Genomic DNA, 15,966 nt, shown 5'->3' with positions numbered 1-15,966 from the left:
TTGGGCATGATGCGTGCATCATTCTGCATGCAGCATGGGGACACGGCCCGGACAGCGCCGCCGCGCGCCTGAAGGCGGGTGCCGCTCCATGCGGCGCCCGCCTTCAGCCGAGAGACACGATGGACCCGATCAAGCCGACACGCCGATCCCTGATGGCCGGGGGCGTCGCCCTCGCCGCGTTCGGGGCGGCGGGCCGGGCCGGCGCGCAGGGCGCGGCCCCCGGCAGCCTGACCTACGGCATCTCCATGACCGACCTGCCGCTCACCACCGGCCAGCCGGACCGGGGTGCCGGCGGCTACCAGTTCACCGGACTGACCCTTTACGACCCCCTGGTCGCCTGGGAACTCGACGTCGCGGACCGGCCGGGCAGGATGGTACCCGGACTCGCCACCGCCTGGGAGGCCGATCCCGCCGATCCCAAGATCTGGACCTTCCACCTGCGGGAGGGGGTGACCTTCCACGACGGTTCGGCCTTCGATGCCGACGCGGTGATCTGGAACTTCGACAAGGTACTGAACAAGGAGGCGCCGCATTTCGACCAGCGGCAGGCGGCCCAGGTCCGTCCGCGCCTGCCCGGGGTCGCGAGCTATCGGAAGCTCGACGCCAAGACCGTGCAGGTGGTCACGAAGGCGCCCGACAGCCTGTTCCCCTACCAGATGCTCTGGTTCCTGATCTCCTCTCCGGCGCAGTACGAGAAGGTCGGCCGGGACTGGGCGAAATTCGCCTTCGAACCCTCGGGGACCGGGCCGTTCCGGATGGGCCAGCTGGTGCCGCGGGTGCGCCTCGAATTGCTGCCGAATGTCGGCTACTGGAATCCGAAGCGGGTTCCGAAGCTCGCGAAGCTGACCCTCACCTGCGTGCCCGAGGATCTCGCCCGGGTGAACGCGCTCCTGTCGGGCAGCGTCGACCTGATCGAGGCGCCCGCGCCCGATGCCGTCCCGCGCCTGAAGGCCGCCGGGATGCGGGTGGTGGGCAACGACACGCCCCATGTCTGGAACTACCACTTGTCGATGCTGGAGGGCTCGCCCTGGCGCGACCTGCGCCTGCGCAAGGCCGCCAATCTCGCCATCGACCGCGCGGGTGTCGTCGAGTTGATGGGCGGCCTCGCCCAGCCCGCTGTCGGGCAGGTGCAGGAATCGAGCCCGTGGTTCGGCAAACCGGGCTTCAAGATCACGACCGACGTCGATCGGGCGCGCAAGCTCGTCGAGGAGGCCGGGTATTCGGTCAAGAACCCGGTGAAGGCGACGGTCCTGATCCCGACCGGGGGGACGGGGCAGATGCTGTCGCTACCGATCAACGAGTTCGTCCAGCAGAGCTGGGCGGAGGTCGGGATCCAGGTCACGTTCAAGACCGTCGAACTGGAGGTGGCTTACACCGCATGGCGACAGGGCGCCGCGGATCCGAGCCTCAAGGGGGTCAGCGTCGGGAACATCGCCTACGTCACGTCGGACCCGTTCTACGCGATCCTGCGCTTCTACGATTCGAAGCAGATCGCTCCGAACGGCGTGAACTGGAGCCACTACCGCAACCCCGAGGTCGACGCCCTCTGCGACAAGGTGAAGGCGAGCCTGGACGTCGATGAGCAGAACAGGCTGCTGGCGCGCATCCATGAGATCGTCGTCGACGATGCCGTACAGGTTTGGGTGGTCCACGACACCAATCCGCACGCACTGTCTTCGCGGGTGAAAAATTACGTCCAGGCGCAGCACTGGTTTCAGGACCTCGCGACGCTCGCCTGATCCGGGCAGACCTGTCTCCGGTTGGGGAATGGCGCGAGACGACACGCGCTTCGCCCCCCCGGCGATTATGCGCCTTCTTGGGGACCGGCTCATGCCGGCCCCCTTTTTCTATCGCGTGCCCCGGGAGACGACCGGATCCGCCCACGGGATCCGATTTCGCACTTGCAGCACGGTGAGTCGGAGACTAGGAAGATCGGGCATCATTTTTCGGGAGAGTTTGGCAATGACCCTTCGTTTCATCAGTGGCTTCGCGGCGGTGACGCTCGCGGTGTGCGGCCTTTCTGCTCCGGCCGCGCTGGCCAAGCCGGTGAGCGGAGCGAGCGCCGTCAAGATGATCGACACCGACAATGACGGCACCGTCGATCTGAAGGAAGTGGAAGCCGTGGCTTCGGCGACCTTCGACCGTCTCGAGAAGGATGCGGACGGCACCCTCGACGCCCGTGAGCTGAAGGGCCGCCTCAGCAAGGCTGGCGTGAAGCAGGCCGATCCGGACAGCGACGGCACCCTCGACAAGAAGGAATATCTCGCGGCGGTCGGAGAGCGCTTCAAGCTGGCCGATCCGGACAACGACGGCACCCTCGACGCCAAGGAGCTGAACTCCAAGGCCGGCAAGGCCCTTCTCGCCCTCATCAAGTAAATCGGACTGGACGTTCCTGAGGAACGTCGATGAGAAGGGCCCCCGCGCAGCCGGCCGCGGGGGGCCTTCTGCGTTCAAGCCGGGCCTTGCCATCGACCGGCGCCTTGCGGCTCTGTGCACCGGCCTGGACACGAGATTGGCAGCCTCGGCGACGCTGCCGCCGACGCGAGGCGAGTCAGCGTCCCGGCTCCGCGCCGCGCGCGGTGCGGTCGAGGAAAGCCCGGAGGTAGCTGCCGACGGCCTCGGCACGTTCCACGGCCAGCAGATGCGCGGCGCGTGGCAGGATGACGAGCTCGGCCTGGGCGATGCCGCCGCATATCTCCTCGGCCATGGCCGGCGGCGTCGAGGGGTCGTCGCGGCCCGCGATCACCAGGGTCGGCGCGGCGATGGCGGAGAGCGCGGGCCGGAGATCCATGCGCCCGATCGCCCCGCAACACACGGCGTAGCCGGCCGGATCGCACGCCACGAAGCGTTCGCGGACTGCCTGGACCGCGGCCGGGTCGCGCCGCACGAAATCCGGCGTGAACCAGCGCCCGAGCGTCGCCTCCACGACGGAGGCCGTTCCGTGGGCGCGGACGGTCGCAGCCCGTTCGTCCCAGCTCTGCATGCTCGGCATGTAGGCGGCCGTCGCCATCAGGGTGGCGCTGAGGACCCTTTCGGGATCGGCACTCGCCAGCGCCTGCACGGTCATCCCGCCGAGCGACAATCCGACCAGATGGGCACGGTCGATCCCGAGGGCGTCGAGCAGACCCGCGAGGTCCTGGGCGAGATCCGCCACCGCTATGGGCTCGTCGCGGGTGTCAGACGCGCCATGGCCCCGCGTGTCGTAGCGCAGGGTCCGGAACCGTCCTGCGAGCGCCGGTATCAGCGCGTCCCACATCTCCAGGGTCGCACCGAGCGAGTTCGAGAAGGCGACCACGGGGGAATCGTCGGGTCCTTCGAGGAGGTAGCGAAATCCGATCCCCGCGACTGTGATCTGAGGCATGCGGCGGTCTCCGGTCTGGCGTGTTCGAGAATGTCATGCCGGCAGGTCGCGACCATCGCTGGCCGGCACGTCGAAGGGCTCGGTGATGCCTGGGCCGTCGCGGTCTCCCGGACGGCTTCGGCTCTCAGGCGCGGCCCAGGCATATCAGGTCCCGACCGCGCTCGTGCAGGTCGTCCGATACGGTCTCTGCGGCATGATCCATGGCGGACGCCGCCCCGTCGGATTCGCTCCGGCACGGATCCCGTTGCCGCGCGTGATCCGGCACGCGGTGCCGTCGTCAACATGGGTCAATGCGCCAATGGGCGAAATACCCGACGAGAGCGGCTGCAAGGCAGGAGGAGATGAGCGATGCACGAGCCTTCGATGGGCGACGCCGCGATCCGTCCGGCGGAATTCTGGGACACGGTGGCCGGGCTGGTGACCGCCAAGGTCGAGCCGGTGATCGGCCGGAGTGACAAGCAGCGGGGCCCGGTGATCGACTACTTGCGCGACCTGGAAGCCCTGGCGCGGCGACAATGCGGCAACCGCGACACGGTCCAGATCATCGCCTCCGGCCGGCGGCTTCTCGGGGACCGCAGCCAGGTCAAGCCGTCGGACGGTCCCTCAATCCGAGCCTGAGATCACCCTTCCGGAAGTGGGGCGCACCGTTGCGCGACGGTCCGCTGCCGGAGCCGTCCCCGCGAACGCGGCCAAGCCATGCAGTGGCTCTCCGTGACGGACGTCGCGCGGCCCTGAGTTGCTTCGCTGCGCGCGCGAGGACGCGGATGCGTCCGGTGTCCGGCAGCCATCCGTCAGCGCTGGACGCCCGTCCGCGACCGGACCAGGACGATCGCCCCCGCCACCGCCCAGGCCGCACAGGTCGGCGCTACCCATTGCTGCAGGTTCGGCAGCGACCACCCGTACAGGAACTCGGCGCCGAGATGCGCCTGCACGGCATCCCAGCCGGCATGCTTGATGTCGTGTTCCCGCTGCCCGGCCTCGCGACCGTAATAGTAGGTCGAGACCACCAGCGCGGCGATGCCTTCCGGGCGGGGGCTGCGCAGCAGGATCAGCGCGGCAGCCATCCCGGCGGTCTCGAGGATCGCCGTCAGGGCGTGGCTCATTGCCGGGTTCGCGACCATGAAGGCGACGAGCGTTGCGAGCATGGGCCGCGCTTACATCAATCCGGACACGGCGTCTGCGACGGCCTGCATCCAGGAGCGGCAAGGCGCCGTTGATGGAGTGAAACCGGAGCATCGGAGCCACGCCATGTCGGACGTCTACCAACTCGGCCGCTTCGTCGCCGCGCAGGAGGGTGTCTACGAGCGGGCGCTGGCGGAACTGCGGGCCGGTGCGAAGCGCAGCCACTGGATGTGGTTCGTCTTTCCGCAGGTCGCCGGGCTCGGCGCGAGCCCGATGGCGCAACGCTACGCCATCGGTTCCTTGGAAGAGGCCGAAGCCTATCTGGCGCATCCGGTGCTGGGCGAGCGCCTGCGCGCCTGCACGGCGGCCGTGAACGCGATTGCCGGGCGCTCGGCCCACGCGATCTTCGGCTCGCCGGACGATCTGAAATTCCGCTCCAGCATGACGCTGTTCGCCCGTGCCGCCCCCGGGGAGCCGCTCTTCGCCGACGCGCTGGCGCGCTACTTCGACGGCGCACCCGACCCGCGGACGCTGGCGAAGCTCGGGGAGGGCTAGCGCCTCACCGGCCCCACAGGCCGACGCGCTCGGCGCGGGCCTGCTCCTCCGCGCCCAGGAGGTCCGGCGGCGCGTCCTCCGAGGCCCGCGCGCCGCCGGCCGCCAGGATCAGCCCGGCGAGGTCGTCGCCCTCGATGCGGCAGCGGGCCGTGGCCCCATCGGAGAGTCCGGTGCAAACCACCTCGCGGCGGCGCAGGTAGCTGGCGAGCTGGCGGGCGAGGTGGCCGCGCTCGCCGACGACGCCGAGGAGGCGCACGACCCGCCCGCGCAGGTTGAGGGTGCCGGTGTCGATCACCTCCGGCACGCCGCGGACCTCGCCGCCCGCGACCGGCTCGGCCGCGGGGGCAGGCGCGGGCGCCCGCGCCGGCTCGGCCCGCTCCGCCGAGGGCCGGAGCTTGCCCTTCGCGAGCTTCTCCGTGGCCCGCTGGATGAAGTCGTGGAAGATTCCGGCCGGCATCTCGCCGCCGAACATGCGGTTCATCGAGCTGTCGTCGTCGTTCCCGACCCAGATCCCGACCACGAGGTCGGGGGTCATGCCGACGAACCATGCGTCGCGGAAATCCTGGCTCGTGCCGGTCTTGCCGCCGATGATCTGGCCCGGCACCCGCGCGGCACGGCCGGTGCCGGATTCCACCACCGCCTGCAGCGAGTCGAGCATCATGGTGCGCGGCTCCTGGGCCAGCATCGCGCCCGGGGCCGGGTCGGTTCGGACGTAGAGCGGCTGCGGCGCCGCCCCGCGGATCGCCTGGATCCCGTAGGCCTGGAGCGGGGTGCGCCCGGACAGGACCGAGCCGTAGGCGCGGGCCATTTCCAGAAGGCTCACGGCGCCCGAGCCGAGGACGAGGCTCGGCACGTTGGGCAGGTCCGACTGGATCCCGAGCTTGCGCGCGGTGGCGATCACGGCCGGAATGCCGACATCCTGCCCGAGCTGGGCCGCCACGGTGTTGATCGAGAGCGCGAAGGCGGTCCGCAGGGGCACCGGCCCGCGGTAGCGCCCGTCGTCGTTCTCCGGGTCCCAATCGCCGATCTGGACCGGGCGGTCGACCATCACGGATTCCGGCGTGTAGCCCTTCTCGTAGGCCGTCAGGTAGACGAGGAGCTTGAACAGGGAGCCGGGCTGGCGCTTGGCCTGGACGGCGCGGTTGAACTGGCTGTCCTCGTAGTCGCGGCCGCCGACCATGGCGAGGATCGCGCCCTCCTTCGACAGCACCACCATGGCGGCCTGGCCGACCTTGCGGCGGGCACCGTCCTTGTCGAGGCGGCGGGCGACGACGCCCTCGGCGAGGCTCTGCAGGTCGAGGTTGAGGGTCGAGCGCACCGTCATGTCGCCGTCGGTGCCGGCGAGGCGCTTCACGTCGCCCGCGATCATGTCGAGGAAGTAGTTGGTGCCGGGCGGCGCCTCGGGTGGCGACTTCAGGGTCACGCTCTGCTTGCGCGCGGCGTCGGCTTCGGCTTGCGTGATCGCGCCGGTCTCGACCATGGCCTGGAGCACCACGTCGGCGCGCTCCTTGGCGCCGCCGAGGTTGCGCGTCGGGGCGAGCTGCGAGGGCGCCCGCACCAGCCCGGCCAGCATCGCCGATTCCGGCAGATTCAGGGCCTTGGCGGGCTTGCCGAAATAGCGCCGCGCCGCCGCGTCCGCTCCGTAGGCGCCGGCGCCGAAATAGGCGGAGTCGAGGTAGCCGAGCAGGATCGCGTCCTTGCTCATCATCGACTCGACCCGCAGCGCCAGGAAGGCCTCCTGCACCTTGCGCCAGAGCGATTTCTCCTGGTTGAGGGAGATCAGCCGGACATATTGCTGGGTGATCGTCGAGCCACCCTCGCGCACGCCACCGCCGCGGAGATTACGCCACACGGCCCGGGCAAGGCCGCGCAGGTCGATGCCCCAGTGGCTGTAGAAGCGCCGGTCCTCGATCGCCACGATCGCCTGGGCGAGGTGCGGCGGCAGGTCGGCGGCCGTGAGCTTCTGGCCGCGGAAGCTGCCGCGGGTGGCGAAGACCCGGCCGTCATCGGCCTCCACGGTGATCGCCCGCTGGCCGGTCTCCACCACGGCGCCGCCGAGCGGCGGCAGAGTCACGAAGGCCGCGAACAGGTACACGGCCAGCGCCAGGACCGGCAGCAGGATCAGCCCGGCCGCGGCGAGCCGGGCCGGGTGCCGGCGGCCCAAGATCGGCCGCATCCACCGGTTCAGGCCCCGATCCTCCGGCCGCGGAATGGCCGTGTCGGCGGGACGATCCATCCGGGTGGTGCGAGCCCGCGCCGCCGAGCGCGCGGACAAGGCCCGGCCACGACGCGCGAGGCCGAGGCCGGCCGCGGCGATCAGCGTCCGGAGATGGCGGGACAGGTCGCGCGCCGCGCGCCCGGCCTCGCGGGCGGCGAGGCGCGGGTCTGGGGCCTCAGGGGCGGAATCCGGCTTCGGCGGTCTCGGCCCGTCGGCGGGGGCGCGCTCCGGCGCGTCGGGCGTCATCGTGATGCAGATTCCGAGACCGGCCGATCCGGTCGACCGAGCCTTCTAAGCCGCATCGGCTCCCATGTCCCACGCATGCGCGAACGGAGGCCGGCCGGCCCGTCGATCGCGCCGCGACCGTGTGGATCGGGCCACGAGCCCGATCCGGCTTGCCGGTCGGCTCAGCGGCCGAGCGGCGGCGTCGGCCCCGAGGCCGCCCCGTGCCGGCTGCGCAGCTGGAAAGCCAGGATCAGCAGCAGCACGCCGAAGGCGAAGGTGTAGGAGCCGATCCACCACGTCAGGACCAGGGCCGACATGCCCGGATTGATGAGCAGCGCGAGGCCGAACAGGATCGAGACGACCCCGCCGAGGACCAGCCACCACCGCCCGTAATGGACGTGCAGGCGGAAGGCGGCCGCGATCATCAGGCCGCCGGTCACCAGCGCCCACGCGGCGAGCAGCATTACGAACGCCCAGACGGCCGCGGCCGGCACCAGCGCCGCGGCGACACCCACGATGATGTCGACGAGACCTTCGAGCAACAGGAAGCCCCAGCGCTCATGGCGCTGCGCGGCCCGGACCGCGCCCACGATGGCAAAGACGCCGTCAACGAGCATGTAGGCGGCGAAGAACAGCACCAGGGAGAGCACGAAGGCGCCCGGGGCAACGAACGCGATCACGCCGAACAGGATCGCGATGACGCCGCGCAGGGCCACGAGCCACCAGTTGCGCGCGAGCGCCGCGCTCATCGCATCGAGGCGGGCGACGCCGACGAGGGGGATACCCGTGGGCGAGCTCGTCGGACCGGATCCGGAGCTGCGCGGCGTTGGGGATGGGCTGCTTGTCATGGCGAACTCCTGAAGCCTCTCGGCCGAAAACCGCGAAGGTTCCGGGCGCAGAACGTCGCAGTGCGGCATGCGTTCCTATACGGGCAGATCTGCGCAGGGAACCTTGAGACTGCGGCCGGCTTTTGCTGCCTGAGGCGGGCGATGCGACAAGCCCGGTCACCCCAGGGTGGCCGGCCCATCGGGCGACGACTTCCCATGTTTGACGATCAGCGGCACTCCTCCGAGGACGAGGCGCGCCTGCGGCCGGCCGAAAGCCGGGCGGCCGTGGGCGAACGCGATGTCCTGGATCTCGGCCGGACCTATCCGTCCGCGGCTGGCGAGACCGCGCGCAAGCCCGGTGCGGAGGACGCGGCAAACGAGCCCGAGGCGCAGGACGGCGCAGCCGGCGACGAGGCGGAGGGATCCGACAATGCCGGTGACGGCGCACGGCGCCCGAACGTCCTGCGGCGCCACCCGCTCGCGTTCCTCCTCGGCGGCCTCGCGGTCGTCGCGCTGTGCGTCGGGGTGTTTTTCTACTGGCTGCTGTACATGCACCCCTACGAGAGCACCGACGACGCCTTCGTGGATGCACGCAGCATCTCGGTCCAGCCGAAGGTCGGCGGCTATCTCGTCGACGTGCCTGTGACCGACAACCAGCATGTCGAGGCCGGCCAGATCCTGTTCCAGATCTTCCAGCGCGATTATCAGATCGCCCTCGATCAGGCGAAGGCGCAGGTCGAGGCCGACGAGGCCGGTATCAAGAACATCGACGCGCAGATCCAGGCGCAATACGCCAACATCGACGTGTCCAAGGCGCAGGTCGCCACCGCCGAGGCGGCGCTGAAATTCGCCCAGGAGGATGCGGCCCGCTACAAGGACCTCGCCGAGCGCGGCTCCGGCTCGGTCCAGCAATCGCAATCGGCAACCTCGACGCTGCAGCAGCGGCAGGCTGCCGTGCAGAGCGCCAATGCCAGCGTGGTCGCCGCGCAGAAGCAGGTCGGCTCGCTTCAGGCGCAGAAGGCCTCGACCCAGGCACAGCTCGGCCGTGACCGAGCGCAGGTGGAGCAAGCCGAGCTGAATCTCGGCTACACGACCCTTCGCGCCGTGCAGCCCGGGCGCATCGTGCGACTCACCGGCGGCGTCGGCCAGCTCGCCCAGGCCGGCCAGAGCCTGGCGATGTTCGTGCCCGACGACATCTGGGTGACGGCGAACTTCAAGGAGACGCAGATTTCCGACATGCGGCCGGACCAGCCGGTCGATCTCGAGATCGACGCCTATCCGGGTCGCAGGATCCACGGCACGGTGGCCTCCGTGCAGCCGGGTTCGGGTACGGCCTTCAGCCTCCTGCCGGCGCAGAACGCCACCGGCAACTACGTGAAGGTGACCCAGCGCATCCCGGTAAAGATCGTCGTCAAGGACTGGCCGACGGATGTGTCGATCGGCCCGGGCATGTCGATCGTCCCGACCGTCACGGTGCGGTGAGCGCCGTGGCCGGCCAAGCGAGCGCCCCGGCGCGCGGCCGCAAGCCGCGGGGCGGAAAACCCAGCGCCGGCAAATCCGAGGCCGGCAAGGCACCGGGGGGCCACAATCCGTGGCTCATCGCCGGCGTGGTGGCGCTGGCGACCTTCATGGAGGTGCTCGACACCACCATCGCCAACGTGGCCCTGCGCTACATCTCGGGCGGTCTGGCGGTCGGCCCCGACGAGGCGGCCTGGGTGGTGACGAGCTACCTCGTCGCCAACGCGATCACGCTGACGGCGTCGAGCTTCCTGGCCAAGCGCTACGGCCGCAAGGCGTTCTTCATGTGGTCGGTGGCCCTGTTCACCGTCTCGTCGATCCTGTGCGGCTTCGCCTGGAGCCTGGAATCCCTGCTGCTGTTCCGGGTGATGCAGGGGCTCGGCGGCGGCGGCATGGCGCCGCTCGCGCAGTCGATCCTGGCGGATTCCTTCCCGCCAGCGAAGCGGGGCCAGGCCTTCGCGCTCTACGGGGTCGCCATCGTGGTGGCGCCGGTGATCGGCCCGACGCTCGGTGGCTGGCTCTCCGACAACGCCTCCTGGCACTGGTGCTTCCTGATCAACGGGCCGGTGGGCGTCATCGCCCTCGGGCTGATGTACTGGCTGATCGAGGACAGCGAGGCGGCCAAGAAGGATCGCCGCGCCCTGGTCCGCAAGGGCATCCGGTTCGACATCGTCGGCTTCGTGCTGGTCGCCCTGTTCCTCGGCTCGCTGGAGGTGATCCTCGACGAGGGCCAGCGGAAGGACTGGTTCGGCACCTCGACGCTGATGAACGTCTCCGGCGTGCTGATGGTCGTTTCGTTCATCGCCATGATCCCCTGGCTGCTGAACAAGGAGAATCCGGCCGTCGATCTCCGCCTCATCGGTAACCGTCAGTTCGGCTCGTGCTTCCTGGTAATGATGTTCACTGGGGCGATCCTGATCGCCACCACGCAGTTCATCCCGCAGATCACGCAGGAATATTACGGCTACACCGCCACCCTGTCGGGCCTCGTCCTCGGCCCGGGCGGCATCGTCACGGTGGTGATGATGTTCCTCACCGGTCGGATCTCGTCCTACGTTCAGCCGAAATGGCTGATCGCCACCGGCATGACCATCGTGGCGCTCGGCATGTACGACCTGACGCGGATCGACGGCAGCACGACCTTCGCGTTCTTCGCATGGTCGCGGGTCTATATCGGCATCGGCCTGCCGATGGTGTTCCTGTCGATCACCTCGGCCTCGTACGAGGGGATCCGTAAGGACCAGACCGACCAGGCCTCGGCGCTGATCAACGTCGCCCGCAACGTCGGCGGCTCGATGGGGGTCTCGCTGGCGCAGAACATCCTGGCCTACCGGAGCCAGTTCCATCAGAGCCGCTTGGTGGAGAGCGTCAACCCGGCCTCGCCGGCCTACCAGGAGACCATGCGGCAGGCGACGCAGTACTTCTCCGAGCACGGCTATGCCGGTGTCGAGGCCCAGAGTCAGGCCACCGCGTGGATCGGGAGCGTGCTCAGCACGCAGGTGGCCTACTGGGCCTATATCGACGTGTTCTGGGTACTCGGCCTCGTCGCCGCCTGCGCGGTCCCGCTGGCCCTGAGCCTGAAGAGCGTCAAGCTCGGCGGCGGGGCGCCGGCCGGGGGGCATTGAGGGCGGCCGCGACAGAGGCACAGCCCGGACGCCGGACGCGCCGCCGGCGCGAGGACCGGCCGCCGTCCCTAGCCCGGATCGTCGGCGGGCTTCTCGCCCGGTGCCGCGAACAGGTCCTCCGGCGCGACCACGGTGACGCGGCGCTGCGCCACGTCGAGGACCGGCACGAAGGCCTTCGTGAAGGGCAGGAGCGCCGTGGCGCCGCCGTTCGGCGGTCGCAGTTCCAGGAGATCGCCGCCGCCGTAATTCGGCACGGCCACGATCGTCCCGATGAGGGTTCCGGCCTCGTCCACCGCCGCGGCGCCGATCAGGTCGGCGGCGTAGACCTCGTCGTCGTCCTCGGGCGCGTCCAGACGGTCGCGGGGAACGTACAGGGCGACGCGGTTGAGCGCCTCCGCGGCGCTGCGGCCCGAGACGCCCTTCACCCGGGCGATCAGCATGTCGGGGGACGGGCCGGGGGCGGGACGCACGTCGGCGAGCGTCAGCGTCCGGCCGTCGGCCGTCTGAAGGTTTCCGTAGCCGGCGATCGCCTGCGGATCACCGGTGTAGGATTTGAGCCGGACCTCGCCGTTGAGGCCGTGCGCCCGCCCGAACTCGCCCAGCAGGACGAGGTTCGAATCGGGCGGAACGGGCAGCGGCGCCGGCTTGGGGGCCGGCGCCTTGGGCGAGGTCGCCACATCGGGGGCGATCTTGCCGATCGCCGAGCTCGTGCGGCCCCGGCGGCCGCCGTCGCGGGAGGTGGGACCTGCGGGGCGGCGCGCCATGACCGGAGCGCCTTACGCGGCGGCGTCCTCGGCGGGGGCGGCGGCCTTCTCGGCGCGCTTGGCGGCGCGCTCCTTGGCCTTCTCGCCCGGCTCGCCCTTCTGCGGGTTGCTGCGGGTCGGGCGCTTGGCGAGGCCCGCCTGGTCGAGGAAGCGCAGGACGCGGTCGGTCGGCTGCGCGCCCTTGGCGAGCCAGCTCTGGATCTTCTCGTTGTCGAGCACGATGCGGGCCGGATCGTCCTTGGCCTTCATCGGGTCGTAGGCGCCGACCTTGTCGATGAAGCGGCCGTCGCGCGGGGCGCGGGCGTCGGCGACGACGATACGGTAGTACGGGCGCTTCTTGGCGCCGCCACGGGTGAGACGGATTTTGAGGGCCATGGTCTGACTACTTTCGCTGTTGCTCGATCTGGGACTCGTGGTCCGCCTTGATCGACTGGTGGTGCCGAATGACTTCCTTGACCACGAAGGCCAGAAACTTCTCGGCGAAGTCGGGGTCGAGCTTGGCCTCGACCGCGAGCTTGCGGAGCCGGGCGACCTGACGGGCCTCCCGGTCCGGATCGGAAGGGGGGATCCCCTTTCGGGCCTTGAGCTCGCCGACCCGCTGCGTGCAGCGGAACCGCTCGGCGAGGAGATGGATCAGCGCCGCATCGAAATTGTCGATGCTGTCGCGCAGGCGTGCGAGTTCGGGATCGACGGCCTGCGCCGCGAGCACGTTCATTTCTTCTTCCCCGGCATGAACCCGCCGAGACCCGGCAGCTTCGGGCCGCCGAGGCCGGGAAGACCCGGGAGTTTCGGCATCCCGCCGCCCCCGCCCAGGCCCGGCGGCATCGGCGGCAGCTTGCCGCCGAACTGCTTCTCGAGCTGGGCGATCTGCTCCGGCGTCGGCTCCGGCATGCCGGGCGGCAGGCCGGGCATGCCGCCCATACCACCCATCCCGCCGCCGCCCAGGCCGAACATCGAGCCGAGCGCCTGCCCGATCCCGCGCTTGCCCTGGCCCATCGCCTTCATCATGTCGGCCATGGTCCGGTGCATCTTCAGGAGCTTGTTGATCTCCGAGACGTCGACCCCCGAGCCCGCCGCGACGCGCTTCTTGCGGCTGTTCTTGAGGAGGTCGGGGTTCTTGCGCTCCTGCGGGGTCATCGACGAGATGATCGCCCGCTGGCGCTTGAACATCTTCTCGTCGAGGTTGGCGCCCTCGACCTGCTTCTTGATCGCGCCCATGCCGGGCAGCATGCCCATCAGGCCGCCGATGCCGCCCATCTTCTCCATCTGGGCGAGCTGCATGGACAAGTCCTCGAGATCGAACTTGCCCTTGCGCATCTTCTCCGCGGTGCGGAGCGCCTGCTCGTGGTCGATGGTCTCCGCGGCCTTCTCGACCAGCGAGACGATGTCGCCCATGCCGAGGATGCGGTTGGCGACGCGGGCCGGGTGGAATTCCTCCAGCGCGTCGACCTTCTCGCCGACGCCGACGAGCTTGATCGGCTTGCCGGTGACGGCGCGCATCGACAAAGCCGCGCCACCACGGGAATCGCCGTCCATCCGGGTCAGCACGATGCCGGTGACGCCGAGCCGCTCGTCGAAGGCGCGGGCGGTATTGACCGCGTCCTGGCCGGTGAGCGCGTCGGCGACCAGCAGCACCTCGTGGGGCTTCGTCGCGGCCTTCACCTCGGCGGCCTCGGCCATCAGGCCCTCGTCCACCGTGGTGCGGCCGGCAGTGTCGAGCATCACCACGTCGAAGCCGCCGAGGCGGGCGGCGTCCATGGCGCGCTTGGCGATCTGCACCGCCGACTGGCCGGCGACGATCGGCAGGGACTCGACGCCGACCTGCTTCGCCAGGACCGCGAGCTGCTCCATGGCGGCCGGGCGGCGCGTGTCGAGGGAGGCGAGCAGCACCTTGCGCTTCTCGCGGTCGGAGAGCCGCCGGGCGATCTTGGCGGTGGTGGTGGTCTTACCCGAACCCTGCAGGCCGACCATCAGGATCGGCACCGGGGCGGGGGCGTTGAGATCGACGGTTTCGGCGTCGGTGCCGAGCATCGCCACGAGCTCGTCGTTGACGATCTTCACGACCATCTGGCCGGGGGTAACCGACTTGAGCACGACGGCGCCGACGGCCTTTTCCTTCACCTTGTCGGTGAAGCCGCGCACCACTTCCAGGGCGACGTCGGCCTCCAGCAGGGCGCGGCGCACCTCGCGCATGGCGGCGGTGACGTCGGCTTCCGTCAGGGCGCCCCGCCGGGTGAGCCCCGAGAGGATGCCGGAGAGGCGGTCGGACAGGCCTTCGAACATGCTCTGGACCCGCGGTTACTGTTCGAGACCGGCGCGCTCGACGCGGCGCGCCTGGAGGGCGGCCTCGAAGCTGCGCAGGGCGCTCGCAAACTTGTCCCGGCAATCCGGGTTGCAGAAGCCGACCACGGCGCCGTTGTAGAGCGTCAGCGAGTCGGCCGAGATCGGCTTGCCCGACCACGGGCAGGTCTCGTTGATCGCGTCCTCGATCTTCAACGCTTCTTGATCTCGCGTCATGCGGGTGCCTCGGCCGGCGGATCCCGTCGCGGCGGATCGGCCCAACACCCATCGCGCCCGAGGGCGCGGACGCGCTGTCGGGCGTTGACCTCCGGTCTCGCGGGACCGGTCGGCTTGGCATCGGTCGATCTGCAACGGATCGGGAGGGCGGGGCGTAGCCGCACGCGGCCGGAAAGTCAATTTTTACGCCTCTTCCGAGCTAACCCGGTGGGATCCGCCCCCCGATAGCGCAGGCCGAACCGCGTTAACCTTTACCGATCGTTAAGCATGTTGAGCTTGTCTTCGGGCCATATTCGCTCAGGACGCCCGCCGATGTCGGAACCCGCCCGCTCTCTCTCGCCGACCGAGTCCGGCAGCTTTCCCGCAACCGGTCCGCTCCGCGACTGGCTGACCGCGATGAAGGCCCAAGCGCCGATGGAGACGCGCAGCGACGTGCGGCCGGTGGAGGCCCAGCCGGAGCCGAAGCGGGCTCGCGGCGGCGAGGCGGCCTGGTCGCCCCGCGTCGTGCCAAGCCCCGAGGCGCCGCGGGCGACGGCGGAGGATCCCGATATCGCCGAGCTGATGGCCGAGAACCTGATGCTCAAGGCCAAGCTCCGGGTGGAGGCGGAGCGTCAGGACGAATTGCAGGCCATTCTGGCCGACGAGATCCGGACCCTGCGCGAACATATCCGCGACGAGATCGGCTCGCTGGAGGATCTGCGGAACGAGCAGGAAGAGGTCCGCAGCGAGCGCGAAGAGTTTCGCAGCGAGCGGGAGCGCTTCCGGATCGAGCGCGAGGAGCTGCGCGCCGAGCGCGACCGGGCCATGGCGGAACGCGACGCGCTGCGGTCGGAGCGCCTGACCCTGGCAGGCGAGCGCGACAGCCTGCGCGAGGAGCGCGACCTGTGGCGCGCTCGAACCGAGGCGCTGGCCCAGCCGCTGTTCCAGGCCCAGCGGCGCTGACGGCGCGACCTGCCCCATCCCTGAAAAGCCGAAGGGCCACCCGAGAGGGTGGCCCTTCCATTGCCGAACCGTGATGTCCGGCGGAACTGTCCCGAGATCGGGTCTCTGACGCGTCTTAGAGCGACGCGCCGGAGGCGACGGTCCAGGTCCGATGAGCCGAGACACACGGCTGATGACAATGAGACACTGGATCACCTCCTTTCGTTGGTTGCGGATGAGGCGAAGTTAGGTGGCCGGGCCCGGCTTGTGAAGCCCCTCGCCTGCGCCCCTTTGTCCACCCCGGCCCGATCCC

The 15,966-nt window shown here is 70.0% G+C and carries 16 protein-coding genes; 7 read left to right on the top strand and 9 right to left on the bottom strand.

All coding sequences use genetic code 11. The features are described 5' to 3' along the window. Positions 1-119 precede the first annotated feature (119 nt). Positions 120-1,739 (top strand): ABC transporter substrate-binding protein, encoded by a 1,620-nt coding sequence (locus BLT59_RS08345; RefSeq protein WP_091778409.1) that lies wholly within the window; start codon positions 120-122, stop codon positions 1,737-1,739. A 223-nt stretch (positions 1,740-1,962) separates the two neighbouring features. Continuing rightward, positions 1,963-2,376 carry an EF-hand domain-containing protein gene (locus BLT59_RS08340; RefSeq protein WP_091778407.1) on the top strand — a complete coding sequence of 138 codons (414 nt, stop codon included), beginning with the start codon at positions 1,963-1,965 and terminating at the stop codon, positions 2,374-2,376. A 175-nt stretch (positions 2,377-2,551) separates the two neighbouring features. Here the strand turns inward: BLT59_RS08340 and pcaD are convergent, their stop codons facing one another. Beyond that, positions 2,552-3,361, bottom strand: coding sequence for a 3-oxoadipate enol-lactonase (gene pcaD, locus BLT59_RS08335; protein WP_091778405.1), 810 nt, complete (start codon positions 3,359-3,361; stop codon positions 2,552-2,554). A gap of 348 nt (positions 3,362-3,709) precedes the next feature. Between pcaD and BLT59_RS08330 the strand changes: the two genes are divergently transcribed. Further along, positions 3,710-3,979: a hypothetical protein gene (locus BLT59_RS08330; RefSeq protein ID WP_091778403.1), complete on the top strand. Its 270-nt coding sequence runs from the start codon at positions 3,710-3,712 to the stop codon at positions 3,977-3,979. A gap of 173 nt (positions 3,980-4,152) precedes the next feature. On the opposite strand, the gene BLT59_RS08325 is transcribed toward BLT59_RS08330, so the two are convergent. Next, the gene (locus tag BLT59_RS08325) at positions 4,153-4,506 is read right to left on the bottom strand and encodes a hypothetical protein (RefSeq protein ID WP_091778401.1); all 354 of its coding nucleotides are present in this window, start codon (positions 4,504-4,506) and stop codon (positions 4,153-4,155) included. Between the two features lie 103 nt (positions 4,507-4,609). On the opposite strand from BLT59_RS08325, the gene BLT59_RS08320 reads away from it, so the two are divergent. After that, entirely contained in the window at positions 4,610-5,038 is a 429-nt protein-coding gene (locus BLT59_RS08320; RefSeq protein WP_091778543.1) for a DUF1810 domain-containing protein, read from the top strand. Positions 5,039-5,042: 4 nt separating this feature from the next. Here BLT59_RS08320 and BLT59_RS08315 read toward each other — a convergent pair whose 3' ends face one another. Both BLT59_RS08315 and BLT59_RS08310 read right to left on the bottom strand, forming a co-directional pair. Further along, positions 5,043-7,502 (bottom strand): PBP1A family penicillin-binding protein, encoded by a 2,460-nt coding sequence (locus BLT59_RS08315; RefSeq protein WP_091778399.1) that lies wholly within the window; start codon positions 7,500-7,502, stop codon positions 5,043-5,045. Between the two features lie 161 nt (positions 7,503-7,663). Next, entirely contained in the window at positions 7,664-8,329 is a 666-nt protein-coding gene (locus BLT59_RS08310; protein ID WP_091778397.1) for an HdeD family acid-resistance protein, read from the bottom strand. Positions 8,330-8,524: 195 nt separating this feature from the next. Here BLT59_RS08310 and BLT59_RS08305 point away from each other — a divergent pair, with 195 nt between their 5' ends. Next, complete coding sequence (locus BLT59_RS08305; RefSeq protein WP_091778395.1) at positions 8,525-9,790, top strand: HlyD family secretion protein; 1,266 nt, start codon at positions 8,525-8,527, stop codon at positions 9,788-9,790. After that, entirely contained in the window at positions 9,787-11,451 is a 1,665-nt protein-coding gene (locus BLT59_RS08300; protein ID WP_091778393.1) for a DHA2 family efflux MFS transporter permease subunit, read from the top strand. Before BLT59_RS08305 ends, BLT59_RS08300 begins: the two co-directional genes overlap by 4 nt. A 68-nt stretch (positions 11,452-11,519) precedes the next feature. Here the strand turns inward: BLT59_RS08300 and rimM are convergent, their stop codons facing one another. The 5 genes from rimM to BLT59_RS08275 are packed head-to-tail and all read right to left on the bottom strand — an operon-like array spanning position 11,520 to position 14,732. After that, positions 11,520-12,215: a ribosome maturation factor RimM gene (gene rimM, locus BLT59_RS08295; protein ID WP_091778390.1), complete on the bottom strand. Its 696-nt coding sequence runs from the start codon at positions 12,213-12,215 to the stop codon at positions 11,520-11,522. Between the two features lie 12 nt (positions 12,216-12,227). Next, positions 12,228-12,590 (bottom strand): 30S ribosomal protein S16, encoded by a 363-nt coding sequence (gene rpsP / locus BLT59_RS08290; RefSeq protein WP_091778388.1) that lies wholly within the window; start codon positions 12,588-12,590, stop codon positions 12,228-12,230. A gap of 7 nt (positions 12,591-12,597) precedes the next feature. After that, positions 12,598-12,930, bottom strand: a complete 333-nt coding sequence (locus BLT59_RS08285; protein WP_091778386.1) for a chorismate mutase — start codon at positions 12,928-12,930, stop codon at positions 12,598-12,600. Further along, the gene (gene ffh, locus BLT59_RS08280; protein WP_091778384.1) at positions 12,927-14,498 is read right to left on the bottom strand and encodes a signal recognition particle protein; all 1,572 of its coding nucleotides are present in this window, start codon (positions 14,496-14,498) and stop codon (positions 12,927-12,929) included. The genes BLT59_RS08285 and ffh overlap by 4 nt, the downstream gene beginning before the upstream one ends. 15 nt (positions 14,499-14,513) lie before the next feature. Next, a complete protein-coding gene (locus tag BLT59_RS08275) occupies positions 14,514-14,732 on the bottom strand; it encodes a glutathione S-transferase (protein ID WP_091778382.1) in 219 nt (72 codons plus the stop codon). A gap of 312 nt (positions 14,733-15,044) precedes the next feature. Here BLT59_RS08275 and BLT59_RS08270 point away from each other — a divergent pair, with 312 nt between their 5' ends. Continuing rightward, positions 15,045-15,674 carry an ATPase gene (locus tag BLT59_RS08270; RefSeq protein ID WP_091778380.1) on the top strand — a complete coding sequence of 210 codons (630 nt, stop codon included), beginning with the start codon at positions 15,045-15,047 and terminating at the stop codon, positions 15,672-15,674. The last annotated feature ends 292 nt before the right edge of the window (positions 15,675-15,966 follow it).

The sequence above is a fragment of the Methylobacterium sp. UNC378MF genome (assembly GCF_900103195.1).
Lineage (GTDB): Bacteria > Pseudomonadota > Alphaproteobacteria > Rhizobiales > Beijerinckiaceae > Methylobacterium.
This window is presented reverse-complemented; position numbering and strand designations above follow the sequence as displayed.

Excerpts from the sequence above, each read along its gene's own strand:
- BLT59_RS08315 (WP_091778399.1), bottom strand. The coding sequence starts at position 7,502 with ATGACGCCCGACGCGCCGGAGCGCGCCCCCGCCGACGGGCCGAGACCG.
- BLT59_RS08275 (WP_091778382.1), bottom strand. The coding sequence starts at position 14,732 with ATGACGCGAGATCAAGAAGCGTTGAAGATCGAGGACGCGATCAACGAG.
- BLT59_RS08310 (WP_091778397.1), bottom strand. The coding sequence starts at position 8,329 with ATGACAAGCAGCCCATCCCCAACGCCGCGCAGCTCCGGATCCGGTCCG.
- BLT59_RS08325 (WP_091778401.1), bottom strand. The coding sequence starts at position 4,506 with ATGCTCGCAACGCTCGTCGCCTTCATGGTCGCGAACCCGGCAATGAGC.
- BLT59_RS08285 (WP_091778386.1), bottom strand. The coding sequence starts at position 12,930 with ATGAACGTGCTCGCGGCGCAGGCCGTCGATCCCGAACTCGCACGCCTG.
- BLT59_RS08345 (WP_091778409.1), top strand. The coding sequence starts at position 120 with ATGGACCCGATCAAGCCGACACGCCGATCCCTGATGGCCGGGGGCGTC.
- BLT59_RS08340 (WP_091778407.1), top strand. The coding sequence starts at position 1,963 with ATGACCCTTCGTTTCATCAGTGGCTTCGCGGCGGTGACGCTCGCGGTG.
- pcaD (WP_091778405.1), bottom strand. The coding sequence starts at position 3,361 with ATGCCTCAGATCACAGTCGCGGGGATCGGATTTCGCTACCTCCTCGAA.
- rimM (WP_091778390.1), bottom strand. The coding sequence starts at position 12,215 with ATGGCGCGCCGCCCCGCAGGTCCCACCTCCCGCGACGGCGGCCGCCGG.
- BLT59_RS08320 (WP_091778543.1), top strand. The coding sequence starts at position 4,610 with ATGTCGGACGTCTACCAACTCGGCCGCTTCGTCGCCGCGCAGGAGGGT.
- BLT59_RS08330 (WP_091778403.1), top strand. The coding sequence starts at position 3,710 with ATGCACGAGCCTTCGATGGGCGACGCCGCGATCCGTCCGGCGGAATTC.
- rpsP (WP_091778388.1), bottom strand. The coding sequence starts at position 12,590 with ATGGCCCTCAAAATCCGTCTCACCCGTGGCGGCGCCAAGAAGCGCCCG.
- ffh (WP_091778384.1), bottom strand. The coding sequence starts at position 14,498 with ATGTTCGAAGGCCTGTCCGACCGCCTCTCCGGCATCCTCTCGGGGCTC.
- BLT59_RS08270 (WP_091778380.1), top strand. The coding sequence starts at position 15,045 with ATGTCGGAACCCGCCCGCTCTCTCTCGCCGACCGAGTCCGGCAGCTTT.
- BLT59_RS08305 (WP_091778395.1), top strand. The coding sequence starts at position 8,525 with ATGTTTGACGATCAGCGGCACTCCTCCGAGGACGAGGCGCGCCTGCGG.